At 74.6% G+C, this 26180-nt stretch carries 18 protein-coding genes; 9 read left to right on the top strand and 9 right to left on the bottom strand.

From position 1 onward, the window contains the following. Positions 1-9 precede the first annotated feature (9 nt). Positions 10-1224: an extracellular solute-binding protein gene (locus LV78_RS02135; RefSeq protein ID WP_253842905.1), complete on the top strand. Its 1215-nt coding sequence runs from the start codon at positions 10-12 to the stop codon at positions 1222-1224. Between the two features lie 235 nt (positions 1225-1459). After that, the gene (locus tag LV78_RS02130; protein ID WP_253842904.1) at positions 1460-2731 is read left to right on the top strand and encodes a cytochrome P450; all 1272 of its coding nucleotides are present in this window, start codon (positions 1460-1462) and stop codon (positions 2729-2731) included. Between the two features lie 132 nt (positions 2732-2863). On the opposite strand, the gene LV78_RS02125 is transcribed toward LV78_RS02130, so the two are convergent. Continuing rightward, positions 2864-3652 (bottom strand): SDR family NAD(P)-dependent oxidoreductase, encoded by a 789-nt coding sequence (locus LV78_RS02125; protein ID WP_253842902.1) that lies wholly within the window; start codon positions 3650-3652, stop codon positions 2864-2866. Between the two features lie 76 nt (positions 3653-3728). Here LV78_RS02125 and LV78_RS02120 point away from each other — a divergent pair, with 76 nt between their 5' ends. After that, complete coding sequence (locus tag LV78_RS02120) at positions 3729-4964, top strand: sugar efflux transporter (protein WP_253842900.1); 1236 nt, start codon at positions 3729-3731, stop codon at positions 4962-4964. A 65-nt stretch (positions 4965-5029) separates the two neighbouring features. Further along, positions 5030-5482 carry a MarR family winged helix-turn-helix transcriptional regulator gene (locus tag LV78_RS02115; protein ID WP_041837700.1) on the top strand — a complete coding sequence of 151 codons (453 nt, stop codon included), beginning with the start codon at positions 5030-5032 and terminating at the stop codon, positions 5480-5482. Between the two features lie 834 nt (positions 5483-6316). Here LV78_RS02115 and LV78_RS02110 read toward each other — a convergent pair. Both LV78_RS02110 and LV78_RS02105 read right to left on the bottom strand, forming a co-directional pair. Then, a complete protein-coding gene (locus LV78_RS02110) occupies positions 6317-10537 on the bottom strand; it encodes a DEAD/DEAH box helicase (protein ID WP_253842898.1) in 4221 nt (1406 codons plus the stop codon). A 106-nt stretch (positions 10538-10643) separates the two neighbouring features. Next, positions 10644-11120, bottom strand: a complete 477-nt coding sequence (locus LV78_RS02105; protein ID WP_253842896.1) for a DUF2000 domain-containing protein — start codon at positions 11118-11120, stop codon at positions 10644-10646. A gap of 111 nt (positions 11121-11231) precedes the next feature. Between LV78_RS02105 and LV78_RS02100 the strand changes: the two genes are divergently transcribed. From LV78_RS02100 to LV78_RS02090, 3 genes are all read left to right on the top strand, one after another. Next, the gene (locus LV78_RS02100) at positions 11232-11699 is read left to right on the top strand and encodes an Lrp/AsnC family transcriptional regulator (protein ID WP_253842895.1); all 468 of its coding nucleotides are present in this window, start codon (positions 11232-11234) and stop codon (positions 11697-11699) included. Further along, on the top strand, positions 11696-12535 hold the full coding sequence (locus LV78_RS02095; RefSeq protein ID WP_253842893.1) for an ATP-grasp domain-containing protein: 840 nt from the start codon (positions 11696-11698) through the stop codon (positions 12533-12535). Before LV78_RS02100 ends, LV78_RS02095 begins: the two co-directional genes overlap by 4 nt. Before the next feature lie 83 nt (positions 12536-12618). Further along, positions 12619-13674, top strand: a complete 1056-nt coding sequence (locus tag LV78_RS02090; RefSeq protein WP_253842891.1) for a hypothetical protein — start codon at positions 12619-12621, stop codon at positions 13672-13674. On the opposite strand, the gene LV78_RS02085 is transcribed toward LV78_RS02090, so the two are convergent. After that, positions 13671-14522: an LGFP repeat-containing protein gene (locus tag LV78_RS02085; protein ID WP_253842890.1), complete on the bottom strand. Its 852-nt coding sequence runs from the start codon at positions 14520-14522 to the stop codon at positions 13671-13673. The two genes, LV78_RS02090 and LV78_RS02085, sit on opposite strands and share 4 nt — an antisense overlap. Positions 14523-14586: 64 nt before the next feature. Beyond that, on the bottom strand, positions 14587-15399 hold the full coding sequence (locus LV78_RS02080; RefSeq protein WP_253842888.1) for an LGFP repeat-containing protein: 813 nt from the start codon (positions 15397-15399) through the stop codon (positions 14587-14589). Between the two features lie 185 nt (positions 15400-15584). Here LV78_RS02080 and LV78_RS02075 point away from each other — a divergent pair, with 185 nt between their 5' ends. Beyond that, complete coding sequence (locus LV78_RS02075) at positions 15585-16703, top strand: chymotrypsin family serine protease (protein ID WP_253842887.1); 1119 nt, start codon at positions 15585-15587, stop codon at positions 16701-16703. An 81-nt stretch (positions 16704-16784) separates the two neighbouring features. On the opposite strand, the gene LV78_RS02070 is transcribed toward LV78_RS02075, so the two are convergent. The 4 genes from LV78_RS02070 to LV78_RS02055 form a co-directional block, all read right to left on the bottom strand. Beyond that, positions 16785-17138 carry a hypothetical protein gene (locus LV78_RS02070; RefSeq protein ID WP_253842884.1) on the bottom strand — a complete coding sequence of 118 codons (354 nt, stop codon included), beginning with the start codon at positions 17136-17138 and terminating at the stop codon, positions 16785-16787. Next, on the bottom strand, positions 17128-17886 hold the full coding sequence (locus LV78_RS02065; protein ID WP_253842883.1) for a toll/interleukin-1 receptor domain-containing protein: 759 nt from the start codon (positions 17884-17886) through the stop codon (positions 17128-17130). The genes LV78_RS02070 and LV78_RS02065 overlap by 11 nt, the downstream gene beginning before the upstream one ends. Positions 17887-18108: 222 nt before the next feature. Next, positions 18109-21195, bottom strand: a complete 3087-nt coding sequence (locus LV78_RS02060; RefSeq protein ID WP_253842881.1) for an efflux RND transporter permease subunit — start codon at positions 21193-21195, stop codon at positions 18109-18111. A gap of 365 nt (positions 21196-21560) precedes the next feature. Then, the gene (locus tag LV78_RS02055) at positions 21561-22517 is read right to left on the bottom strand and encodes an Acg family FMN-binding oxidoreductase (RefSeq protein WP_253842879.1); all 957 of its coding nucleotides are present in this window, start codon (positions 22515-22517) and stop codon (positions 21561-21563) included. Between the two features lie 393 nt (positions 22518-22910). Here LV78_RS02055 and LV78_RS02050 point away from each other — a divergent pair, with 393 nt between their 5' ends. After that, positions 22911-26129, top strand: a complete 3219-nt coding sequence (locus tag LV78_RS02050) for an AfsR/SARP family transcriptional regulator (protein WP_253842877.1) — start codon at positions 22911-22913, stop codon at positions 26127-26129. Positions 26130-26180: the final 51 nt, after the last annotated feature.

Genomic DNA, 26180 nt, shown 5'->3' with positions numbered 1-26180 from the left:
AGCGCCCCGATGAGGCCCACCACCCGCCACGCGGTCCTGCGGGCGCTGGTCCCGCTCCTGCTCCTGACCTGCGCCCCCGGCTGCGCCCCGCCCGCCGACCGCGCCCTCGTGCGCGTCCTCGGCCCGTGGACCGGCGCCGAGGAGGCCAGGTTCAAGGCCGTGCTCGACCGGGCGGGCGTGCCCTACGACTACACCGGCAGCCGCGCGCTCGGCCAGGTGCTGCGCTCCCGCGTGCAGCAGGGCGACCCGCCCGACATCGCCGTCCTGCCCAGCCTGGGCGAGCTGGCCGAGTACGCGCGGGACGGCTACCTGCGCGAACTGCCCCCGCTGCCGGGGACCGACTACGCGCCCCTGTGGCAGGACCTCGCGCGCGCGGGCGCCGACCGGACCCACGCGGTCATCGTCAAGGCCGACCTGAAGAGCCTCATCTGGTACGACCCCGACTCGGACGTGCGCCCGCCCGCGAACGCCGAGCAGCTCCTCGCGGGCGGCGCCCCCTGGTGCCTCGGCCTCGGCTCGTCGCCGGACGCGGGCTGGCCGGGCACCGACTGGATCGAGGACCTGCTGCTGCACCAGGCGGGCCCGGACGCCTACCGGCGGTGGTCCTCCGGAAAGCTCGACTGGACCTCGCCGGAGGTGCGCCGGGCCTGGGAGACCTGGGGCGCGCTGGTGTCGGGCGTCCCCGTCGAGCGCGCGCTGCTCACCGACTTCGACGACGCGGGCGCGGAGATGTTCACCCGCCCCCAGGGCTGCGGGCTCGACCACCTCGGCTCGTTCGCCCGCGCGGTCTACCGGGAGCTCGGCCGGGACGGCGCCTACGCGGACTTCCCCGACCTGGGCTGGGACGGCTGGGAGGTGTCCGCCGACCTGGCCGGGCTGTTCACCGACTCGCCCGCCGCGAGCAGGCTCCTGGCCCACCTGGCCGGGGCCGACGGCCAGCGCGTCTGGCCGGGTTCGGGCGGCGCATACTCCGCGCACAAAGGGGTACCCCCCTCCGGATACGGCGACGAGGTGGACCGGCGGATCGCCGAAGTCCTCACCCGTGGGGCCTCCCTGTGCTTCGACGCCTCGGACCTCATGCCCCCGCGCCTGCGCTCGGCCTTCTACCGGGGTGTCATCAACTACCTCGAAGCCCCGGAGACCCTCGACGGGGTGCTGGCCGAACTTGATCGTGTCGTCGATTCGGTCGACCGAACCGAGTGGATTACGCTACCTTGCGGCTGAATTCCCCGATGGGGCGGTTTCGAGTGCTCACCAGGGGTCTTCTGGGGGCGCGCGTCGTCGCGACCTGCCCGAGGTGGGAGGGTCGGCCTTACCGGGTTCGATCTTCTCGCGTCGTGGTGGCCGGTTCGTCGGCCGTCCCCTTCGGGCTGCTCGACGCCCGGTACCAGCGGGGAGTCCAGGGCTGTGCAGCCCCGCGCTCGTAGGTTGCGGTGCACGATCGGGGTGGAGGACCAGGATGACTGCGACGATGGCGGCGGTGCGTGACGGGGTGGTCGCCTGGGTGGCCAGGAGGGCCGTCGCCAAGTGGCTCTTGGCGAAGTACGGGGCGCGCGCGCTCGCGATGCTCCCCGAGGGGGTGATGCTGCCGCTGCGCCGCGACGGGCTCGACCCCGTCGCCGAGATGGAGCAGATGCGCGCGGACGGGCCGATCCACCGCGTGCAGACCCCGTTCCGGTTCGGGGTGTGGCTGGTGACCGGCGAGCAGGAGACGCGCGCGGTCCTGGCGGACGGCAACGCCTTCAGCAACGACTACGCGCGGATCGGCCAGACCGGCTTCGTCAAGATCGAGCGCTCGCCCGGCGGCCTCGGGTTCGCCGACCCGCCGCACCACACCCGGCTGCGCAAGCTCCTCACGCCGGAGTTCACCATGCGCAGGCTGGCCAGGCTGGCCCCGCGCATCGACGAGATCATCGCCGACCGGCTGGACGCGATGGACGCGGCGCCCGGCCCGGTCGACCTGGTCGAGCAGTTCTCGCTGCCCATCCCGTCGCTGGCGATCTGCGAGCTGCTCGGCGTGCCCTACGAGGACCGCGAGCTGTTCCAGCGGCTCGCCGCGGCCCGGTTCGACGTGTTCGGCGGCGCGAACGCGGCGCTCGGCGCGGTGTCCGAGTCCCTGGACTACCTGCGCGAGGTCGTCGAGCGCCAGCGCGTCGAACCCGGTGACGGGCTCATCGGCATGATCATCCGCAACCACGGCGACCAGGTCGACGACGAGGAGCTCGCGGGCCTCGCGGACGGCGTGCTCACCGGCGGGTTCGACACCACCGCCAGCATGCTGGCCCTGGGCGCGGCGGTGCTGCTGCAGAACCCGGAGGCCGCGCGGGCGGTGCGCGAGGACGACGCGGCCGTCGGGCCGGTCGTGGAGGAGCTGCTGCGCTACCTGAGCGTGGTGCAGGTGGCGTTCCCGCGCTTCGCCAAGCAGGACATGGAGATCGGCGGGGCGCGGATCAAGGAGGGCGACGCGGTCGTCTGCTCGCTGGTCGCCGCGAACCGCCACGCGGGCGTGGACTTCGACCACACCCGCGTGCCCGCCCCCGGCGGCCACTACGCGTTCGGGCACGGCGCGCACCGCTGCGTCGGCGCGGAGCTGGGCAGGCTGGAGCTGCGGGCCGCCTACCCGGCGCTGCTGCGGCGCTTCCCGAACCTGCGGCTGGCCGACGAGCTGCCCGGCTACCGGACCGTGTCGGTCGTGCACGGCGTCGAGCGAATGATGGTGCACGTGCGCTGATCGGCTCGCGCCGATCTGCTCGCGCCGATCTGCTCGCGCCGATCTGCTCGCGCCGATCTGCTCGCGCCGGTCGGCTCGCGGTGATCACCGGGAGCCGACCGCCCGGCGGCGGGGCGCGCCACCGCCCCGCCGCTACAGCACCCGCTTCGCGAACCTGCGCTGCTTGCGCCGCGCCACCGCCATGATCGGCCCCGACGCGCGCATCCCCAGCCCTGGGAACGCCGCGAGCAGCCGCACCAGCGGCCCCCGCCACCTCGGCACCGCCAGCACCGGCCTCGGCCGGTCCAGCAGCCCCACCGCCGCGTCCGCCACCTCGTCCGGGTGCAGCAGCGTCCCGAACCAGGACGCCGCCGCGCGCGGGTCCGACGCCCGGTCGAACAGCATCGGCGTCCACATCCCGTCCGGGCACAGCGCGCTCACCCGCGCGCCCCGACCGGCCAGCCGCAGGTCGTGCTGCACGCCCACGCTGAACGCCAGCGCCGCGTGCTTGCTCGCCGAGTACAGCGCCTCGCCGGGCGCCGCGACCAGACCGGCCAGCGACACCACGTTCACCACGTGCCCGTCGTCGCCCATCACCCCCAGCGCGGCCAACGTGCCGTTCACCACTCCCTCGGCGTTGACCGACAGCAGCGCCCGCCGCCGCGCCCACGGCTCCTCCCACGCCGGCCCCGCGCTCAGCAGCCCCGCGCCGTTCACCCAGACCGCCAGGTCCGGCGCGCCCGCCGCGACCCGCTCGCACGCCCCCGGATCGCCGACGTCCAGCTCAACGGCCCGCGCACCCCGCCCGACCGCCCTCGCGACCGCCCGCGCGCCCACCTCGTCCACGTCCGCCACCACCACCGCGTACCCGCGCCCGGCGAGGCGCGCGGCGATCCGCTCGCCCAGCCCGCCCGCCGCACCGGTCACCACCGCAGAGCGCATCCCCGCATCATCCCGCGCCCGATCGGGGGCACGGGGGTGAAAAACACATTTCGCCGGACGGGGGCCGGGGAAGACCATGGTCACCGTGGTAATCACGACCCCCCGAACACCTCCCACCTCCCTGAAGCAGCAGCTCCTCCCCCTGGCGACCGTGGTGGTCCTCGGCGGCGCCGGTTACGCGCTGGTCGGGCCCCTGCTCTCCCTGTTCCTGATCAAGGAGCTCGGCGCGAACCCGTTCCAGGTCGGGTCGTTCATGCTCGTCAGCGCGCTCGCCGCGCTCGCCGTCAGCACCGCCGTCGGCCGGTTCTCCGACCGCCGCGCGGTGCGCAAGCAGCTCCTGATCGTCGGCTCGCTCAGCGGCACCGCCGCGTACGTCGTGTTCGCGCTCTCCCGCGAGTACCTGCTGCTCCTGCTGGTCTCGGTCACCCTGGCCGCGCTGAGCAGCATCATGGTCCCGCAGAGCTTCGCCTACGCCCGCCAGTCGCTGTCCGCCAGCGGCTCCTCGCGCGGGCCGCTCGCGACCAGCGCCCTGCGCACCCTGCTGTCGCTGTCCTGGGCGATCGCCCCGCCGCTGGCCGCCATCTTCGTGGAGCGCTCCAGCTTCACCTGGGTGTTCGCGGGCGCGGCCGTCATGTACGCGCTCGCGGCCCTGGCCGCCTGGTACCGGCTGCCCGCGCTGCCCAAGCCCGAACCGGTCGTGCTGATGCCCGACTCGGTCGCGGTCCCGTCGCGGGCGCGCGGCGAGCTGTCGCTGACCGCCGTGGCGTTCGTGCTGCTCCAGGGCACGACGGCGCTGAGCGTCGCGGTGCTGCCGCTGTTCGTCGTGGACGACCTCGGCGGCACGGCGGGCAACGCCGGCGTCGCGATGGGCGTGTGCGCGGCGCTGGAGATCCCGATGATGCTGTGGCTCGGCTTCGTCGCCGCCAAGATCGACAACCGGTTGCTGGTGCTGGCGGGCGCGGTGCTCGCGCTGTCGTACCACGCGGTCATGCTGGTCAGCGGCGAGGTGTGGCACGTGATCGCCGCCCAGCTGCTGCACGCGCTGGCCATCTCGGCGCTGCAGGGCATCGGCATCTCCTACTTCCAGGACCTGGACCCGGACTTCCCCGGCCGCGCCACGACCCTGTTCACCAACACCGGCAAGGCGGGCTCGATGCTGTCCGGGCCGCTGCTCGCGCTGGCCCAGGCGAACGGCTACCGGACCGCGTTCGCGATCGGCGCGGTCATGGCCGTGACCGGGTTGGCGCTGCTCCTGCTCGCCCGCCCGCGCCGCGCCGGGCGACCCCGCACCGACGTCGGCGCAATGCCGTAGTCCCCGGTGCGCTAGGGGTTTCCGAATACCGGGAAGGAGTGCGGCGCGTCGCTATGGTGATCAACATGATGACGCGCCCCCACGATCCAGCGGCCAAGTGGGCCGCACACCCGACCTGGCTGATCACGCAGGCCGCGCTGCACGCGCACCGCCTGGTGGCCGACGGGCTCGCCGCCGTGGACGCGCGCGGGCACCACTACCGGGTGCTGGCGACCCTGGAGCAGACCGGGCCGGTCAGCCAGGCCACCCTCGGGCGGACCAGCGGCATCCACCTCAGCGACGTGGTGGCGGCCATCAACGAGCTGGCCGAGCGCGGTCTCGTGCACCGCGACCCCGACCCGACCGACCGGCGCCGCAACACCATCACCCTCACCACGGCGGGCCGCAGGCAGCTGCGCAGGCAGGAGCGGCGGCTCGCCAAGGTGCAGGACGAGTTACTCGCGCCGCTGGCGCCCGAGGAGCGGGAGGAGTTGGTGCGGTTGCTCGGCCAGGTGCTGTCCCACCACCGCAACGGCTGATCCGGGCCCGACGACCGGCCCGGACCCGGACACCTCGGGACACCCCGGAGCCGAGCGGTCCGTTCCGCTCAGCGGGTGGACCCCGCACCGCCGCCCCCGCGAACCGGGAGGGCGGCGGCCCTCGCCGCGCCGAACCGCGCCACGCCGAGACCGACGACCCGCGACGACTTCCGACGGCGGGCAGCGCTCGACGGGTGGGCGCCCGAGCGGCGCAGGACGAGTGGCGCAGGACCGAGCAGCACAGGAACCGGGCAGCGCGGGACGGTGATCGCCGCAGCGCGGCGCAGGCCCGGTGCGCAGGACCAGTGCGCAAGGCGAGCAGCGCAGGGCGAGCGGCCGGGAACCACCGAGCCGCCGGAGCCCGGACGGGCCGCCCACCGAGGAGCCCCGTCGCACCAGCGCGGCACGCACCCCCGGCACCGTCGCCGGAACACCCGCGCGCCCACGCCGCCAGATCACGCGCCCACGCGGCCAGACCCCGCGCACCGCCGCCGGAACACCCGCGCCACCGCCGGAGAACCCGCACCCGCCGCTGCGGGAACGCCCGGCACCGCTGCCGACAGGCCCGCGCACCGCCACCAGGGCACCCGCGCGCACCACTGCTGGGGCACCCGCGCGCACACCACCCGGCGTTCCTGGCTGGCTGCGCCGCTGCCCGAGGCCCCCGGCGTCCCCGCCCGAACGCGCGCCCCTGCCCGAAGCCACCTGGCGTTTCCGGCCGCCCGCGTGCCGCTGCCTGAGGCCGCCCGGTGTTTCCTGCCGACCACGCGCCACTGCCCGAGGTCCGCGCCCCCACCGGTCACCCGCGCGACCGCGCGCCGCTCACCCCCGCCGTCACACCATGCCCAGCCCCCGCCGCCGGGGCGTAGGTTCCGGCGCGGGCGCCTCCTCCCCGGCCGCCAGCGCGTCGTACGCCGCCAACCACCCGGTCGCCCGGTAGTCGCCGCGCCGGGTGAACACCGCCACCCCGACCGCCGCCCCAACCCCGGCCCCACCGCTCGCCGCCCCAGCCCCGGCCTCGCCGTTCGCCGCTCCAACCCCGGTCCCGCCGCTCGCCGCCCCACCCCCGGCCTCGCCGCTCCCAACCGGCTCCGGGTACGCCAGCTCGCGCGTCCCGCCCGTGAGCACCGGCGGCCCGGTCTCCCCGCCGCGCCAGGTGATCGCCACCGCCCCCGCCGTGCACGCCACCCGCGCCGCCTCCGGCCCGTCGACCAGCTCCGCCCCGGTCACCCGCTCGCGCAGCAGCGCCGTGTACCCCACCCGGTCCAGCTCGCACCCGGCCGGTGGACGGCCCGCGCGCCAGTCCGGGGAGCGCACCCCGCGCGCCGTCGCCGATCGCCACAGCCCCGGCACCAGCTCGCGCGCCCGCTGCCTGGTCGCCATCCGCTCGCACAGCCACAGCAACCGCCCCGCCCCGCGCCCAGGCCCCAGCGCCCGCCAGCGCACCCGCTGGTCCAGGTCCGCCGCCACCACCGCGATCCACGGGTGCACCGTCCCGTGCACCCCCTGCGCGGCCAGCCACGACAGGTAGCGCGGGGCCTGCTCCAGCACCTGGTGCAGCGTCGACAGCGGGATGCCCGCCACCGCCCGCCGCGCCCCCGCGAACGCCGAGGGCGAGCGCGCCACCAGCAGCAGCGCCGCCCACGCCAGGTCACCGGGCGCGGTCGTCGCCGAGGAGCCGAGGCCGCGCACCGACGTCGCCCCGGTGAGCCGCGAGGTCACCCCGCGCGCCTTCACCGCCGTCGCCACCGCGGGCCGCACCCGCTCCGGCACCGCCACCCCGGCCAGCTCCGGCACCGCCACCGACAGCACCAGGCCCAGCGCGTCCTCGGCGTCGTCCGCGTCGGTCGGCACCGGCAGCAGCGCCAGCGCCGACCGCAGCCGCTGCCCGGTGCTCGTGGGCACCATCATCCGCGCGGTCAACCGCCCCAGCTCGGTCGTGGCCAGCGCGTCCCCGGAGCGGGTCAGGTAGCCCTGCTCCACCAGGAAACCCACCGCCTCCACCACGACCGACTCGTCGTCGTCGCCCTGCGCGTGCGCGAGCGTCTGCACCCACCACGCCCGCGCGTCCGCCTCCGTCGTCACCCGCCCCTGGAGCACCTCGGCGAGCACGTGGTCGGCCAGGCTCTCCCGGATGCGCGAGTACACCGAGTACCCGGCCACCAGCCGCGCCTGCCACGCCGCGCGCTGCGACTCGTCCACCACCAGGTACGACCAGCCCTCGGTCTCCCCGGCCCCGATCCGCCCGGCCCGGCCGAACATCTGGAGCACCGTGGAGGTGTCCATCGGCTCGCCGCCGATCGAGCTGTCCCGCACCACCACCGCGCGGGCGGGCAGGTTCACCCCGGCCGCCACCGTCGACGTCGCCACCAGCACGTCCGACTCGCGCGCCCGGAACGCCCGCTCGGCCGCGTGCTTGTGCTCGTAGTCCGAGTAGTGCATCCGCACCCCGACCGCCGCGCACGCCGCCTCCAGCGCGTCCAGGTCGTCCGGCGCGGGCAGCTCGGCCCCGCGCTCGGCGGCGACCGCCATCGCCGTGGACAGCACGTTCCGCTTGGACCCGCAGAACACCAGCACGCTGCCGCCGTCGGCGGTGTGCCGCCCGACCAGGTCCACCGCGACCTGCTCGCGCACCCGCGACGCCGCCGCGAACCCGGACGTCGCGGGCACGGTCGGCAGCTGCCAGGTCACCTTCGACGGCCGCCACGCGGTCGCCACCATGCGGGCCTGCAACCACTCGGCGACCTCGGCGGCGTTGGTGACCGTCGCGGACAGCCCGACGATCCGCACCGGCGAGTCCGCGCCGCGCACCCGCGCCAGCAGCGCCTCCAGCAGCGCGCCCCGGCCGGGGCTGCCGAGCAGGTGGATCTCGTCCACCACCAGGCAGCCCACCTCGCCCAGCGCCGCCTGCAACGACGCGGCCCGGCACACCGCCTCGAACTTCTCCGTCGTGGCCACCCACAGGTCCGCCGCGCGCACCCGCTCCACGTCCACCGCGTGCTCGCCCGACAGCCGCTCCACCCGCAGGCCCTGCCCGCGCCACGCCCGCAGCTCGCGGTCCAGCTCGTCGGTGAGGGAGCGCTGCGGCACCAGCCAGGCGGCCTTGCGGCCCTCGTCCAGGATCGCCTTCAGGACGGCGAGCATCCCGATGGTGGTCTTGCCCGCGCCGGTGGGGGCGGTGACCAGCAGGTGCTCGTCGGAGCCCACGATCGCGGGCGCGGCCTGGGCCTGCGCCGGGTTGAGCACCGGGAACGGCAGGTAGGGCAGCCAGTGCTCGGGCACCAGGTCGGCGGTCGGGGCGGGCGGCGGGGTCGGGCCGGGCGGCTCGTGCAGGTCCCAGACCACCTGGAACGCCAGGCGCGCGGCGAGCGCGGCGTCCTCGGCGACCGGCTCGCACGCCTCCGCCACCACGCCGCCGACCTCGGACAGGTGCGCGGTGGCGCGCAGCGGGGCGTCCAGGGAGGTGACGGTCTCCTGCTCCAACCAGTGCGGCAGCTCCCGGAACGGGACGCCCTCGGACTGGAGGAGGGTGCGCAGGTCGGCGAAGTCGGGGTGCGCGGGCAGCAGCACCCGCAGGTCCGCGCCGGGTGGGGCGGGCGGGGGCTTGAGGGTGGGGTCGGTGGTCTTGCACCACCACACCGGGACGGTGCCCGCGTCGGCGAGGAGGTGGTGGGGGAGGGCGGGGAACTCCTCGGCGGCGGCGGTGGGGACCGGGGTGGTGGCCAGGATCGCGCGGATGCGCGCGGCGACGACGGCGGTGGCGGTGCGGCGGGCGGGCGCGGGTTGGGGGCCGAGGACCGGGCCGGAGGGGGTGGGGTGCGGGGACGGCTCGACGGGCTCGGGCCTGGTGGTGGGCACGACCGGGGCGGGGCGCCGGGCGGGGTCGGCCGGGCCGGGATGCCGGGCGGGGTCGGCTGGGCTGGTCCGGGCGGAGGGCTCGGCGGTGTCGGACGCGAGGGGTGTGGGAGCGCTCTCCTCGACGTCCTCGCGCTGCGAGGGCTCGACCAGGGCGGTTTCGGGGCGCGTTCGCCCACCCCACCCCGGTTCGGTGGGCGCCTGCTCGGCAAGCACGGGGTCGACGGGCGTGGGGTTGACGGGCGTTGGTTCAGCAGGCGTTGGTCCGGCGTGCGCCTGCTCGGCGTGCCCTCGCTCGGCGCGCGCCTGCTCGGCGGAGTCTTGCCCGGCGGGGTCTTGTCCGCCGAACGCCTGCTCGACAGATGCCCGTCCTGCGGGTGCCGCTTCCGCGAAGGGGTTGGCGTCGGCCCGCTCCGCAGGCGTGCTCCCAGCTGCGGGCGCGTCCCCCGCAGGCCGCGCGAAGTCGTCCGGCCGGAGCCTGCTCTTGCGCTCGAACTTCAGCGGTCGCCGGGTGCGCGGGCGCGCCACCGGGGTGTCCTGCTCGGCTCCCGCGCGCTGGCTGGGACGTGTGTAGCGCGGCTTCGGCTCGGGCGTCGGCGCGGCGCGCGGGGGCTCCTCGCGCGGCGCGGGGCGCTCGACCGGGTAGCCGAGGTCCAGCGGGTACTCGGGTTCCGGCGGCGGCTCGACCGTCCGCCGGGGCGCGAACCCGCGCGGTTCCGGCTCCCGCTCCGGCGGCTCGTCCGCCCACGGGTTCGCGGGCTCCACGTCCCACGGGCCCGGCAGCTCCGGCGCGTCCGCCGCGCGCACGAACCTCGGCCGCTCCGGCTCGACCGGCTCCACCGGCCGCTCGTCCACCTCCAGCGCCAGCGACGCCAGCTGCGCGTCCTCCGCCATCCGCCGCGCCACGGCCTCCGGCTTCAGCTCCCCGACCACCGCCCGCTGCGCCAGCTTCAGCTCGCGCAGCGTGAACGTCGCCGGGCACCCCGGACACGCCACGGCCGCCTGCAGCTGCTGCTTCCCGCCGCTCGGGTGCGCCCGGTACAGCCCGTGCAGCTCCCCGCCGCAGGTCGGGCAGGACTTCTCGACCGGCAGCGGCGACAGCTGCCAGCCCGGTTCGGCGTAGCGGGCGATCGCGGGTTCCGGGCGCACGCCCCAGCGGGCCTGCACCACCCCGGCGACCGACGTGTCCCGCCCCACCACGACCCCTCCGCCCCGCCCGACTCCCGTTGAACCAGCGATGCTAGGCCCAACCCCCGACAAGCCGGGGTCCGGAGCGCCCGCCGAGCGGTCGCAGGGGGCGGTGGGGTCACGGCAGCAGGGACAGCCGCTTCACCAGCTTGTCGACCCGGTTGCGCGGCCCGATCAGGCTCACCGCGAGGTAGGGCACGGCCTCGCTCGCCGCCACCTTCTCCAGGTACTCGTCGTACACCCTGGTCTCCTGCGCGGCCACGGGCATGTCCACCACGTGCACGCCCAACGAGCCCGCCGCCTTGGCCCGCAGCTCGGCCAGCTGCTCGCCGGACGCGGCCAGCACCGTGCAGCCCGCCCACGGCAGGCCGGGGTGCGCCGACCCGGACCCGTCCACCGCGTCCGGCCCCAGCAGTCCGGGAACGGCCTCGCCGGTCGCCGCCGCCACGCACACCGCCGCGTTGACCGCCCGCCCGGCGGGCAGCGCCTCGTCCACCACGACGACCCACTTCAGGCGCGCCGACCGGGTGGAGGCCGAGGTGTCGATCTCGTCGGGGGCGAACCCGACCGGGGACTGCGGGGACTCGGTGCTCATGGCTGACTTCCTCCGTGCAACGTGCGAACTTGTGCCACGATGGTATGCACATGCTCGGAAGCAAGCCCAGTCATCCGTTGATAATTCGGCAGAACGCCCGTGGAGGCCGCCGTGGACGAACTTGATACGAACATCCTGCGCGAATTGCAGGTCGACGCACGGCGCAGCAACCGGGACGTGGCCGCCGCCGTCGGCGTCGCCCCCACCACCGCGCTCGACCGCACCCGCGCCCTCCGCGAGCGCGGCGTGATCAAGGGCGCGATCCTGGACGTCGACCTCCCGGCGATCGGGCGACCCGTGCAGGCGCTGATCGCGGTCCGCGTCCGGCCGCCCGCGCGCCGCGTCATCGAGGAGTTCCGCGCCTGGGCCATCGCCCAGCCGGACACCCTGGGCGTGTTCGTCACGTCGGGCTCGGAGGACTTCCTGCTGCACGTCGCCGTGCCCGACAACGACCACCTCTACCAGTTCGTGGTGGACAAGCTCACCGAACGGGCCGAAGTCGCCGACGTGCGCACCTCGGTCGTCTACCAGCACCTGCGCAACGACCGGATCAGCCCGGTGGGCAGACTGTCGCCATGATCCTGCTGGTGCCCTCGGACCCGCTGCGCCCCCGTCGCCCGGACGAGCACTTCGCCGCCGAGGCCGCCGCCGCCCGCGACCTCGGGATCACCGTCGCGCTCCTGGACCACGACGCGCTGCCGACCGACCCGGCGCGCGCCGTCGCCCGCGTCCCGGAGGGCGAGGACGTCGTCTACCGGGGGTGGATGGTGCGCGGCAGCCACTACGCGGACCTCGCGCGGGCGCTGGCGGAGCGGGGCGCGGCGCTGCGCACCGACCCGTCGCGCTACCGCAGGGCGCACGAGCTTCCAGGGTGGCACGACCACCTCGCGCCGCTGACCCCGCGCTCGGCGTGGACCGCAGGGTACGACCGGACCGACTTCGACCGGGCGCGCGCGGAGCTGGGGAGCGGACCGGCCGTGCTGCGCGACTACACCAAGTCGCTCAAGCACCACTGGGACGAGGCGGCGTTCATCCCGGACGTGGCGGACGGTGACGCGGCGTGGCGGGTGGCGCTGCGGTTCCGGGAGCTGCGCGGCGCGGACTGCGTCGGCGGGTTCGTGCTGCGCGAGTTCGAGCGGTGGCGGCGCGGCGAGGTCCGCACCTGGTGGGTGGACGGCGAGTGCGTCCTGCTCGGCCCGCACCCGGACACCCCCGACGAGCTGCCCGGCACCCCCGACCTGACCGCGCTCGCCCCGCTGGTGCGCGCGGTCGACCTGCGGTTCGCGACCGTCGACCTGGTGCTGGCCGAGGACGGCGGCTGGCGGGTGGTCGAGCTGGGGGACGGCCAGGTCAGCGACCGGCCCGCCGCGATCACCCCCGATCAGCTGATCGGGGCGCTTCACCGGGTGGGGTGACACCCCACCGTTCGAGGGGTGAACAACCGGCCAACAAGGCGGGCGCCCCGGAACCGGCCGCGAGCGGGTGTCGTCCACCCGGCATGAGCAGCACGACGCGCATCCCGCTGACGACGGCCCCGCTCGTGCTCTGGGCGGTCGCGCTCGCCGCGCTGGCCGCCGCGCTGTGGCACGGCGCGGCGATCCCGGAGACCCCGGAGCGGTCGGTCTACCGGGTGATCACCGCGCTGGACGTGCTGGTGGCGGTGCTGTGCGGGTGGCTGGGCGCCCGCTGGTCGTTCACCGCCCGCTTCGAGCCCGACGCGCTCGTCGTCGGCCGCCACCGCGTCCCCTACGCGGCGATCACCGGGGTCCGCTACGGGCCGTCGTCGGCCAAGCCGTTCTGGCTCGCGCTGCTGTTCCCGGTCTCCGTGGTCGGTGGGCTGCTCGTGCTGGCCAAGAGCCCGCAGAGCATGGAGCGCGAGGTCGTGGAGATCAGCACCGCCGACGGGCGCAGGCGCCGGTTGCGCTGGAAGGACGCCGAGCGGCACGGCGAGTTCACCGACCTGCTGCGCCGGGCCCGGCCCGACCTGGAGTTCGACTACGGGGTGGACGACGCGCTCCCGGCCCGCGACCACACGCCCAGGCTCGGCGTCCCCGGCGGGCTGCTCGGGGCGTTCGTGGTGACCTGGGGGATGGCCGTGCTCTACCTGGGTGCGCAGTTGGCGGACCTGGACCGGTTGCAGAGCCGCACCTACGACCCGGAGCGGGCGGTCACCGCGCTGCAGCGCGTCGCGACCTTCGCCGAACCGGCCGGGGTGGAGCTGCCGCACGTGGTGGAGCGGGAGCGGTGCGGGCGGGTCAACAGCGTCATCCTGGGGCCGAGCCCGCACTGGGTGCGGGTGAGCACGACCGTCGAGGACCGGGGGATGGCCGACGCGGACGCCGAGGCCGTGCGGACCGCGCTGCGCGCCGCCGCCGGGCTGGACCCGGATCGCGGGTACGGCCGGGACCCGGACGGGGAGTCCGGGGTGACCTACAACCTGAACGGCGCGCGCGGGCTCACGCTCACGGTGAGCACCGGGTGCGTGCCCGCCGACTCCGCGCCGCGCCTGGAGATGGCGCTGGAGGCGGTGGTGGGGGCGCTGGGGCGGGGCTAGGGCTTGCGGACCCCGAACAGCACGCTGGACCCGCCCTCGCGCACCAGGGCCACGTTGTCGACCCAGTAGGCGGTGCCGCGCTCGAACGGCTGGAACGTGCCCTTGACGTCGTCGAAGAACGTGCCGAGCCCGGTCTCCTCGCCGGTGGGGAAGCCGAACCGCTCGAACAGCGCCCCGTCCGGGTCGCGGACCACCAGCGGCGGGGTGCTCTCGTAGATCACGCCGCCCTCGAACCGCTGGAGCAGCAGACCGTCCGCGTTGTCCTCGGTGTAGGCCCAGAGGGGATCGCGGGTGGGGAAGCCGAGCGGTCCCGCCGTGCCCCGCCTGCGGTCGTGGACGTCGAGGAAGGGGCGCGACACCGACTGGAACTGGGTGTTCGCGCTCCAGTAGGCGCGGCCGTGCTCGTAGTCGCGGCTGAAACCGGTCGAGCCCTGCGGGGAGGTCTCGGCGCGCCGCAGCTTCGACCTGGCCCGGCCCAGCGACGTGTTGGCGAACCCGGCGGCGGCGGTGAGCAGGCCGTCCAGCCAGTCCGGCGGTGACGGCAGCGCGTTCACGAGGTCGTGCGCCACGGCCCGCTCCATGTCGGCGAGCAGCCCGACCGCCGCGGCCTCGTGGTCGGCAAGGAGGACGGTGAGCAGCGCGGTGCGGTAGGGCGAGGCGGCGAGCGCGTCGGCGGCGTCACCGGGCTTCATGGTGACCAGCTGGCTGGCTGCGGCCTGCGGGGACAGGTTCGCCAGCGGTGGCCTGGCGCTGTTGACGTGCACGCCGCCGTTGACGATCCCGGCCTGGACGACGTTCTCCGCGCTGCTGTTGTCGAAGGCGTTGTGGCCGCCCTGCTGCCCGTCCATGTCCGGGATGCTGCCACAGCCGACACCCGGTCCAGTCCGCTTCGGCCGACCGCGCCAGTCCCGGCTACTGCTGCCGGACCTGCCCGCCCTCGAACTCCTGCACCCACCCGCTCCCGTCGCGCAGCGGCGACCCGAGCGGGAACCCGTGCCGCTCGAACAGCGCCCCCGTGGTGTCCCGGACCGCGAACGCGCGCTCGCCGCACTGGTAGGCCGTTCCGCCCTGGAAGCGCTGCGCGGAACCGTCGGTGCGGTGCGGGGAGGTCACGCTCAGCTCGTCGGCGAGCGGGAACCCGAGCCAGCCGGACGCGCCGCCCTGGGCGCGGTGCAGGGCGTGCATCCCCGGCAGCAGCGCGCGCGGTCCGGCGTCCGAGCACCACAGCGCCGAACCGCGCTGGAACCGCAGCCCGTAACCGGTGGTGCCGTGCGGGGAGGGGCCTTCGCGGTGCGCGAGGTCGACGGGGGAGCCGAGGTAGTCGCCCCAGGTGCGGGCGGCGGCCTCCAGGTCGGCGAGCGCGGCGGTCAGCTCGGTGAGCCAGCCGGGGAGGTCGCGGGTGCGGCGCAGCACGGAGTCGCGCTGGTCGTCGCCCAGGCCCGCGAGCAGCTCGACGGTGCGGTCGGGGTCGTGGTCGGCGGCGCGGGCGAGGAACGTGCGGTCCCGGTTGTCGAGCAGGGCGCGCCGGGCGTCGGCGTCGGGTAAGTCGAGCACCTCGTGGGGCTCGGCCAACCGCTTCGGCCGCGCCGACGGCTGCAACCCGCCGCCGTGCAGCGTGAGCCCGCCGTCGATCCGCCCCGCCTGCACGACGGGGCCGCTGACGTCGCCCCGGACGACGTTGTGCACGCGGTAGGTCTGGTCGTCGTCGTCGCTGCTGCGCCCCATCCCCGGATGCTCCCACACGGGGCGGGGGAAAGCGGTGGTCCGGCGGGGTGGCGCACGGGTAGGGGGTCCGCACCCGATTCAGGGGTCGGTTGTCCGATCTTGTCAGTGACAGATTTTTGGTCTGGACCATAGGGTCGGTGCTCCGCCGCTGCCCGCACCCCAGCGACTCGAAGGAGTTGTCGCACGTGAGGACAGCACGCAGTGCCCTGGCGCTGGTGGCCGTCGTGGCCGCCTCCACCGCGCTCGGGACCGCCCCCGCCGCGCTGGCCGACGCCCGGCCCGGCGACTGGGACCGGATGCTCGCCCAGCAGCCCCTGATCGCCGCCGCCGACGTGATCAAGGCCGAGGTCGACCGGGGCGGGCACGCCGACGGGTTCGCCGGGATCGCCCTGGAGGACGACCACGTCGCCCTGTGGTGGAAGGGCGCGCCGCCCGCCGCCATCACCGACGCCGTCGCCGCCGCTTCCGCCAAGGCGCCCGTCGAGATCGAGCGGGCCGCGCACTCCGAGGCCGAGCTGCGCGCCGCCGCGAAGGACCTCGAAGCGCGGCGCGGACCGGGTTCCGCCGTGCACTCCATCAAGGTCCCCGCCGACGGCAGCGGCCTGGTGCTCGGCACCCGGTCCGACGTCGTCGCGCGCTCGCTCGCGGTGACCGCCGACGTGCCCGTGCGCACGGTCGTGGAGGAACCGCTCGTGCCGGTGTCCAGACAGAACGATTCACCGCCGTGGAAGGGCGGCGCCACGATCGTGCTCAACAACTCCGCCGCCTGCACCTCCGGCTTCTCGGTGCGCAACGGCGACAACGCCCGCTTCCTGCTCACGGCCGCGCACTGCGGCCAGTCCGGGGTGCGCGTGACCGATCCGACCGGCGAGTACATCGGCAACGCGGGCGCGCGCCACGGCGATCACGACATCATGCTGATCCCGACCGGGAACGTGGTGAACCGCCAGTACGTCGGCGGCGGCGACAGCAACAGCACCGAGGTCGTGCGCGGCTGGGGCGACGTCTACGTCGGCGAGTACCTGTGCCAGTCCGGCGTGACCAGCGCCCGCGAGACCGGCTCTCAAGTCTGCAACATCAAGGTCCTGTTCTTCTACGCCGACCGCGAGGACCTGGTCGAGGGCGAGCAGATGAACGGCCGCCCGGCCGCCCGACCGGGTGACAGCGGCGGCCCGGTCTACGGCCCGTCGTCGGACGGCGGCGTGATCGCCAAGGGCACCGTGACCCGCACGGCGGGCGCCCGCATCGGCTTCCAGGACTTCCGCACGGCGTCCCGCGACTTCGGCGTCTACATCCCGCTGTAGAGCCGTTCTGACCGGTGCTGATCCGGGTGACGTCCTTCCGGTGAGGGGCGTCACCCGGTCTTGTGAGCGGACTGCTCCTGGTCACCGTGCCGACCTGAGCGTCGGGGCCTCCGTCGTCGGTCTCAGCGGGGACTCCGGCGTTTTGCGGACGACCATCGAGCGGTAGGCGGCGCTCGCGACGCCGAACACGCCGACGAACAGCGTCGCGGAGGCGGTGGTGATGAGCTGGGCGGGGAAGTCCTCGTAGTTGGTCAGGACGTAGACGCAGGCGAAAGCCACGAACGGCATCACCAGCACGGCCGTCCAGCTCGCCGCGACCTTGACCCTGCGCATCGCTCTGGCGTGGGCCAGGTTCTCGTCCGCGATCAACGCCTCTTGGCGCAGCCGCTCCTCGGCCTGGGCGAGCTGCACCGCGGCCTTGACCTCATTCGCCATCGGTCACCCGCGAACCGGTCAGGTCCGGTCCGCCCTGCCCTTCGGCCTTGCGGTGGGCGACGTCCCCGCGCCGCCGTCGTCTGCGGAGCGCGCTCTTCACCGCGTAGCTCGCCAGTCCCGCAGCAGCGATCCCCACCAGGGGGCCGAAGCCGAGCACCGTTCCGACTATGAGCCCGCTCGCGATGGTCGAGGAGAACTTGCTCGCCTCCAGCAGGATGTCCGCGTCTTTCCTACGAGTGTTGTCCAGCGTTTCCAGGCTCGTCCTGAACTCGCTCATGAGGGTGTTCTCGTGGGTGCGTATCCGCTGCAGTTCCGCGTTGGCGTCCACCGGGTTCGGGGGTTTCTTCTCTATGCTGTCCACGATCGTGAGGAGACGGTTCTCCCAGTCCTCCTCGTTGACGAGTTTGACCGCTTGACGGCTTTGCAGGACCGCTGGCGTCCTGGATCGGGCGTCCACGAGCACGGGGATGATGGTCTTCTGGGCCTCCAGCGCTTCTGCCAGGTCGGAGAAGAGCTGGGAGTTCACGGTGTCGGGTCTCGGCACCAGCAGCAGCACGGTGTCGGAGCCCCTGATCTGCTCGCGGTGCCACTCGGAGATCGAGTTGCCTGCACATGTGGTTTTCGGGTAGACGTCGTACCCGTTTTCGGTCAGCACCTTGTGCAGGCGGTCGGCGACTGCGCTGTCGGCGTGCGCCGTGCTGACGAAGACTTTTTGCGTGTGCGTGTGGACCTTGTCCTCTTCGGACATCCCGCCCCCTTGGTCCCGTGCTTGTGCCGTGACTGTCGGCCGGATCGAGCACCTTGTTACGGGGGAGTTCCACGTGCCGCACAAATGCGGTTCTGCTCGTTTTCCGCAGAGTGGCGGGAAGAAGCCGTGAGATTGGATCCCCCGCAACGCAAAAAGCGCCCCCGTCACCCGGTTCTCGGGTGACGGGGGCGCTTCAGCACCACCGGACTGCGTGTCGAGCGACTACACCGACGCGGTCTCCCGCTCCGGCTCCTCGCTGCGCCTCGCCGCGCGCTTGGTCGCGCGCCGCTCCTTCCGGTTCTCCACGATCGTGTACAGCGTGGGCACCAGCACCAGCGTCAGCAGCGTCGAGCTGAGCAGCCCGCCGATCACCACGATCGCCAGCGGCTTGCCGATGAACGCGCCCTCGCCGGTGATGCCCAGCGCCATCGGCAGCAGCGCGAAGATCGTCGCCGCCGCGGTCATCAGGATCGGCCGCAGCCTGCGCCTGCCGCCCTCGACCACCGCCTCGACCACGCCCATGCCCGCCGCCCGGTACTGGTTCACCAGGTCGATCAGCACGATCGCGTTCGTCACCACGATGCCGACCAGCATCAGCATCCCGATCAGCGACGGCAGCCCCAGCGGGGTGCCGGTCAGCAGCAGCAGGCCGATCGCGCCGGTCGCCGCGAACGGGATCGACACCAGCAGGATCAGCGGCTGCACGATGCTGCGGAACGTCGCCACCATGATCAGGAACACGATCGCGATCGCCGCCAGCATCGCCAGACCCAGGTCCGCGAACGTCTCGGCCTGGTCCGCGCTCACGCCGCCGATCGACGTCTCCGCGCCCTCCGGCAGCTCCACCGCGTTCACCCGGTTGGTGACCTCCGTGGTCACCGTGCCCAGGTCGGACCCGGTCGCCTTCGCTGTCACGGTCGCGCTGCGGTCGCCGTCCGTGCGCCGGATCTGCACCGGACCGTCCACCACGGACACGTCCGCCACCTGCCCGAGCCGCACGCCGCCGGGCAGCTGGAGCTCGCGCAGCGCCGCCACGTCGGTCGGCGCGACGCCCGAGCGCAGCACGATCTGCTGCGTCGCCCCGTCGATCGGCAGCTCACCGGCGGGCGTGCCGCGCAGCGCCTGCATCGCGAACTGGCCGACGACCTGGTTGGACAGCCCGGTCGCCCGAGCCGCGTCCTCGCGCACGCTCACCTGCACGCGCGGCGCGCTCACCGCCAGGTCGTTGGCGACCTCGCCGACGCCCGGCGCACCGGTCAGCTCGCGCTGCACCGCGTCCGCCGCCTGCTTGAGCCGCTCCGCGTCGGGCGCGGTCACCAGGACCTCGATGCCGTCGCTGGAGAACCCGGCCGCCGCGCCCGCGCTGAAGTCCACCTTGCCGGTGCCGTCGACCTCGCCGAGCCGCTCGGTCAGCCGCTCGCGCACCGCCTCCATGTCCGAGCCCTCGCGCAGCGTCGCGGTGATCTGCGTGCTGCTGCCGCCCATGCCGAACCCGGCCAGCATCCCGCCGCCGCCCAGCGTGACCTGGTAGGTCTCGACCTCGTCGGTGTCGGCGAGCACCTGCTCGACCTTCTTCGCGGCCTCGTCGCGCGCCGCCAGGCTCGCGCCCGGCTCCAGCTCCTGGGTGCCCTGCAGCGCGTCGCCACCGGTGTCGCCGATGAAGTTCGTCTGCAGCGTCCCCGCCAGGCCCAGCGTCACCACGAAGATCAGCACCGACGCGGCCACGGTCACCCCGCGCCGCTTGGTCGCGAACCGCAGCACCGGCACGTACGCCCGCTGGAGCCTGCTCCGCTCCTCCTTCTCCAGCGCCGCCGCGCGCGCCGCCTCGGCCTCGGCCGGGTCGGTCGGCGCCTCGGGGCGCTTGAGGAACCAGAACGCCATCACCGGCACGATCGTCAGCGACACCAGCAGCGACGCCAGCAGCGACACGGTCACCGTGATCGCGAACGGGCTGAACAGCTCGCCCGCGATGCCGGTCACGAACGCGATCGGCAGGAACACCGCGACCGTGGTCAGCGTCGACGCGGTCACCGCGCCCGCCACCTCGCGGGTGCCCTCCAGCACCGCCTTCTGCTTCTCCTCGCCGTACCCGAGGTGCCGCTGGATGTTCTCCAGCACCACGATCGAGTCGTCGACGACGCGGCCGATCGCGATGGTCAGCGCGCCCAGCGTCAGCAGGTTCAGCGACAGGTCGCCCACCCACAGCGCCACCAGCGCCACGACCACCGACAGCGGGATCGACACCGCCGTCACCAGGGTCGAGCGCAGCGACATCAGGAACAGCAGGATCACCACGACCGCGAACAGCAGGCCCAGCAGGCCCTCCGTGGTCAGGCCGCTGATCGCCTTGGCGACCGCCGGGCCCTGGTCGAACGAGACGGTCAGCGTGCTGCCGACCGCCGAGCCCAGCTCGTCCAGCTTCGCGCGGACCTCGTCGGAGATCTGCACCGCGTTGCCGTCCGAGCCCATGGTCAGGCTGATGCCGAGCGTGGGCTCGCCGTCGGTGCGGGTGATCGAGGTCGCGGGCAGCGGCGCGGACTCCACCGTCGCCACGTCACCGAGCGTGACCTGCTGGTTGACCCGGACCGCGCGAAGCTGCTCGACCGAGGTCACCGGGCCGCCGACCTGCACGGTCAGCGAGCGGTCGCCGTCCGTGACGGTGCCCGCCGGGATGGTCATGCCCGCGCTGGTCAGCGCCGCGCTGAGCGCGGTCGGCTCCAGCCGCGCGGCGGCGAGCTTCGCGTAGTCGACGGTCACCGTCACCTGGCGCTCGCGCTCGCCGCTGACGGTGGCCTCGCGCACGCCGGGGATGGCCTCCAGCTCCGGCACGACCCGCTCGCGCAGCTTCGCCGCCATCGCGATGTCGTCGTCACCGGCGGTCGCGGCCAGCGCGATCACCGGCAGGTCGTCGGTGCTGCCTTGCACGATGGTGGGCTCGACGCCCTCGGGAAGCCGCGAGCCGAGCCGGTTCACCGCCTGCTGCAGCTGGGAGATCGCCGAGTCGAGGTCGGTGCCGTAGGTGAACATCACCTGCACCGTCGCGGAGCTCTCCGCCGAGCGGGTCAGCACCTGCTCGACGCCCTCGACCCCGCGCGCCGCCGCCGCGATGGGCTCGGCGACCTGGCTGTCCACCAGGTCGGGGGAGGCGCCGGGGTAGGGCGCGACCACGGCCGCGGCGGGCAGCTCGATGGACGGGAACAGCTGCTGCTTGAGCGAGGGGAGCGCCAGCACCCCGAAACCGAGGACGACCAGGCTCAGCAGCGCGACGAGCCCCCGGTTGGCCAGGCTGAGCCGAGCCAGCACGGACATGTGCGGATCTCCTAACGGGGAAAGGTGCGGACCACCCCCCGCCGCCGTTCCGCGCTCCGGCGCAGCACTGCGCTTCGGTGCCTCGTCCTGGGACTGGCGGGGTGGATGGCGGAAGAGTTCCACACCCAACCTGAGGCCCGGCTCAGTCAAGAGTCTCGTGAACGTCATCCTTCGGTATGAAACCGGCGCGGCGTTCGACGTCCAAGGTCGCGCCGGACGACGCGACCTGGGGATTCGCGCCCCGCGCCGTCGAGGCCGGTTGTGAGCGGTGTCACGGGGGCGCGCTTCGGGGCCGTTCGGACCGCCGCCCGCGCCGTGCCCGGCGGTGCTCCGAACGGCCCCGGCGGGTGATCCCGCGCGTGCGCTCAGTCCATCAGCAGGTCGGCCACCGAGCGCCGGGGCGTCGGCGGCGCCGGTTCGCCGAAGCCCAGCCGCAGCACCGTCTGCGGGAACGGCCCGCCCGCGAGCCCGCGCACCTCCTCGCGGATCGCGGGCACCTCCACCGGCTGCGACATGAACGAGGCCGACAGCCCCAGCGAGGTCGCCGTCAGCAGCACCCGCTGCATCGCCTGCCCCGCCTGCACCTCCGCCGCCGGGCCGTCGTGGTACGAGCACAGCACCGCCACCAGCTCGCCGCCGCCGGACCCGGCCGCGCCCACCCGCTCCGGCAGGCCGCGCGCCAGGAAGTCCCTGGTCGCCCACTCGTCACCGGCGGCGGGGCGCGGCCCGGCCGCCCTGGTCGGCACGCCGTCCGCGCCCACCCGCAGCCCGGTCCACCGCCGCAGCTCCGCCTTCACCCGAGGGTCGGCGTCCAGCGCCCGGTGCGCCCGCGCGACCATCCCGCGCAACCGCGTCCGCTCCTCCCGGTCCGTCACCACGTGCAACCAGGACCGCTCCCGCTCCGCCGCGCGCACCAGCGCCACCCGGAACCCCAGCGGCACCGGCTCCGACCGGAACGGCCTGCGGTTCGTGCGCCGCTCCGGGATCGCCGCGACCAGCGCGGGCTCCGGCTGCGCCGCGCCGCCGACCCGGCGCAGCACGGCCAGCGCGCCGCACCCCGGCTCGTGCGAGATCGCGACCGTCGTCCGAACCCCCGCGCCCTCCAGCGCCACCCTCAGGTTCAGCAGCGCCGCGCCGCAGGACAACCGCAGTTCGCGGTCCTCCGGGTCGGTGGCGCGCAGCGCGCGCGAGGTGTCGGCGTGCAGCTCGATCCGGTCCTCCGCGACCCGGAACAGCCAAGGCTGCGTGTTGTGCACCGAAGGGGCGAGGGAGGCCGCTTCCAGCGCGGCCGTCACCTCGTCGTTGGTCAGCCCCAGCACCATTTCCTGCCTCCCGGCGGACCGCTCGTCAGATATCCGAGGAGATCCCACTCTCTTACCGGGCGGGTGGCCGACACACGGTCGAAGGTCCCGGTGCGGGAGAGTCCTGGGACACCGGCCCGGGACTTCGGCGGGCACGCAGAGTGATCACGAGGCCCGGCGCAGGGCTGCCGCGCGCTGCTCCGGCCGGTGGAGGGGCAATGGTCCGCGAAGCGTCGACCAAGGTCAACTTGAGTTTTCCGGACGCTGCGGAATTCCGCATGAACCGTGCACGCACAGTTACCGAGTCCGGTGGGGCTCGGCAACCATGAAAGGGCAGTGGCCGTGCGTAACATGGCGGCCCGGAAACGGGGACAACGGGGACAACGGCGACCCCGACATCGCGGAGGGCGTGCGTTGAGACTCAGGCTTCTCGGACCGGTCGAGCTGGTGCTCGACCAGCGGTCCGTCGACATCGGGGGTCCGAGGCAGCGGGTGGTCCTCGCGGTTCTCGGGCTCAACCCCAACCGGGTCGTCCCGGTCGACCAGCTCATCGACGCCGTGTGGGGGGAGGCCCCGCCGTCCACCGCACGCAGCCAGGTGCAGATCTGCATCTCCGCGCTGCGCAAGCTCTTCGCGGACGCCGGGCGCGCGGGCGCCATCACCACCCAGTCCCCCGGCTACCTGCTGCGGCTCGACCCCCACGAGGTCGACTCCGTCGAGTTCGCCGCGCTGGTCGCCAGGGCGCGCGTCCTCGCCGACTCGGGCAAGACCGCCGAGGCCGCCGCCGCGCTCCGCGACGCGCTCGCGCTGTGGCGCGGCACGGCCCTGTCCGGGGTGCCCGGCGACCTCGCGCTGCGCAGCGCGACCGTGCTGGAGGAGCAGCGGCTGGCCGCCGTCGAGGAGCGGGTCCGGCTCGACCTCGCGCTCGGCGGGCACGCCTCGGTCATCGGCGAGCTGCACGCCCTGGTGTCCGAGCACCCGCTGCGCGAGCGCCTCCACGGGTTCCTCATGCTGGCCCTGTACCGGGCGGGCAGGCAGGCCGACGCGCTGGAGGCGGGCAGGCGGGCCCGCGCCGTGCTCGTCGAGGAGGTCGGGCTCGAACCGGGGCGCGAGCTCCAGCGGTTGGAAAGCGCCATCCTGCGCCGCGACCCCGCGCTGGGCGAACCCGACCGCCACGACGTGACCGCGCCGCCGCGCCCCCGCACCGCCCCGGACGACGTGCCGGTCGGGTCTGCGGGAGCGGCCACCGGCGCGGGCCCCGGAACCGACCCCCGAACCCACCCCGGCGCGGTCCCCGACAAGGCCACCGCCCGGTCCGCCGAGGGCTTATCGGGCGGCGCCGCGCCGAGGCCGAGACCGGACCAGCCCACCGCCGTCGTGGTGCCGCGCCAGCTCCCCGCCAGCGTCACCGACTTCACCGGGCGCCACGAGCAGCTCGCCGAGATCGTGCGGCTGCTCGGCGACGAGAGCGGCGAACCCCGCTGGGGGATGCCCGTGGTCGCCATCTCGGGCAAGGGCGGCGTCGGCAAGTCCAGCCTGGCCACCAGGGCCGCGCACCAGCTCGCCGCCCGCTACCCCGACGGCCAGCTGCACGCCGACCTGTCCTCCCAGGAGGGCAACGACCACACCGCCACCCTGCTGGCGCGCTTCCTGCGCGCGCTCGGCGTCGCCGCGACCGCCGTCCCCGACGACGAGCAGGAGCGGCAGGAGCTGTACCGCAGCAAGCTGTCCGGCAAGCGCGTCCTGCTCGTGCTCGACGACGCCCCCGGCGAGGCCGAGGTGCTGCCGCTGCTGCCGGGCAGCCCGTCGTGCGCGGTCATCACCACCAGCAGGATCAGGCTCAGCGGCCTGCCCGGCGCGCACCGGATCGACCTGGAGGTGTTCGACGAGGGCAACTCCGTCGAGCTGCTCACCCGCGTCATCGGCCACGACCGGGTCGCGCTGGAGCCGCGCGCCGCCGTCGAGCTGGTCGCGCTGTGCGGAGGCCTGCCGCTCGCCCTGCGCATCGCGGGCGCCCGGCTCGCGTCGCGCCCGCACTGGCGGCTGTCCGGGCTCGTGCGCAGGCTCCGCGACGAGGCCCGCAGGCTCGACGAGTTCGCCCACCACGGCCTGGAGCTGCGCTCCAGCATCGGGCTCACGCACCGCACCCTGGACGAGCGCGCCCGCACCCTGCTGCGCCGCTGCTCCCTGGTCGGGGCCCCGGACTTCCCCGGCTGGACCGCCGCCGCCCTGCTGGACACCACCCCGGACGACGCGGAGGAGGTGCTGGAGAGCCTGGTGGACGCCCAGTTCGTCGACATCGCGCACTACTCCGACGCCTCGCCGAGGTACCGGCTGCACGACCTGATCCGGGTGTACGCCGCCGAGAAGCTCGCCGAGGACGAGCCGCCCGACGAGAGCGACGCCGCGCTGCGCAGGCTGCTCGGCGGCTGGCTCGCGCTGGCCGACGAGGCGCACCGGCTGGAGTACGGCGGCGACTACACGGTGCTGCACGGCGACGCGCCGAGGTGGCGGCTGGCCGAGCACGAGGTCGCCGACCACATCGGCGCGTCGGCGGACTGGTGGGAGAGCGAGCGCAGGGCCCTCGTCGCGGCGGTCCGCCAGGCGGCGGCGGCCGGGCTGCACGAGCTGTGCTGGGACCTCGCGCTCACCTCCGTGACCCTGTTCGAGGCCAAGGGGTACTTCGACGACTGGCGCGAGTGCGCCGAGGTCGCGCTCGCGGCGGCGGAGCGCGCGGGCAACGCGGTCGGCGCGGCGGCCATGCGCTACTCGCTGGGGACGCTGCACGTGTTCCAGAGCAGGTTCGCCGAGGCGCGCGCCTGCTTCACCGAGGCGCTGGCCGGCTTCGACGCCGTGGGAGAGCGCCACGGCAGGGCCCTGGTCCTGCGCAACGCGGCCCACGTCGACGGGGTGTCCGGGGACACGGGCAGCATGCTGGCCAAGTACGACGAGTCGCTGCGGATCATGCGCGAGGTCGGCGACCGCATCGGCGAGGCGCACATCCTGCGCAGCACCGCCAAGCACAGCCTGGACGAGGGCGACACCGAGGCGGCGACGGCGAAGCTCGACGTGGCGCTGGCGATCAGCAGGGAGACCGGGTGCCTGCGGGTGGAGGCGCAGGTGGTGCACCGGTACGCGGAGCTGCATTTGGTGCAGGGGCGGATCGAGGAGGCGCGCGAGGCGCTGCACCGGGTGCTGCGGATCGTGCGGGCGACCGGGGACCGGATCGGGGAGGTGCACGCGCTGTACGGGCTGGGGGTGCTGCGGCAGCGGGAGGGGCGGTTGGACAGCGCGGAGACGACGCTGGTGCACGCGCTCGACCTGGCGCGGCGGTTGGAGGAGCGGATGGTGGAGGGGAAGGCGAGGTACTCGCTCGGGGAGGTCGCGCTGGAGCGGGGGGACTCGGTGGGGGCCGGGGCGCACCTGGGCGCGGCGCTGGGGTTGTTCGACGAGCTGGGGGCCGCGGTGTGGTACGCGCGGACGTTGTTGCTGCTGCCTGAGGGGGACGGGGGAGCGGTGCGGCGGGGGGTGGAGCTGCTGGAGAAGGTGGACTCGGCGGAGGCCGGGGAGCTGGGGGAGCGGTTGGCGGCTCGCGGGTTGGAGCGCGGGGCGGGGGACGCGGTGGTGGCGTAGGCGCCGTCCCGAACGCCTCTGACAACCCACCCGCAAACCCAACGGCCCGGC

The sequence above is a fragment of the Actinosynnema pretiosum genome (assembly GCF_024171695.1).
Classification (GTDB): domain Bacteria; phylum Actinomycetota; class Actinomycetes; order Mycobacteriales; family Pseudonocardiaceae; genus Actinosynnema; species Actinosynnema pretiosum.
The sequence above is the reverse complement of the archived record's forward strand: the minus strand, read 5'-3'. Positions and strand labels throughout refer to the sequence as shown.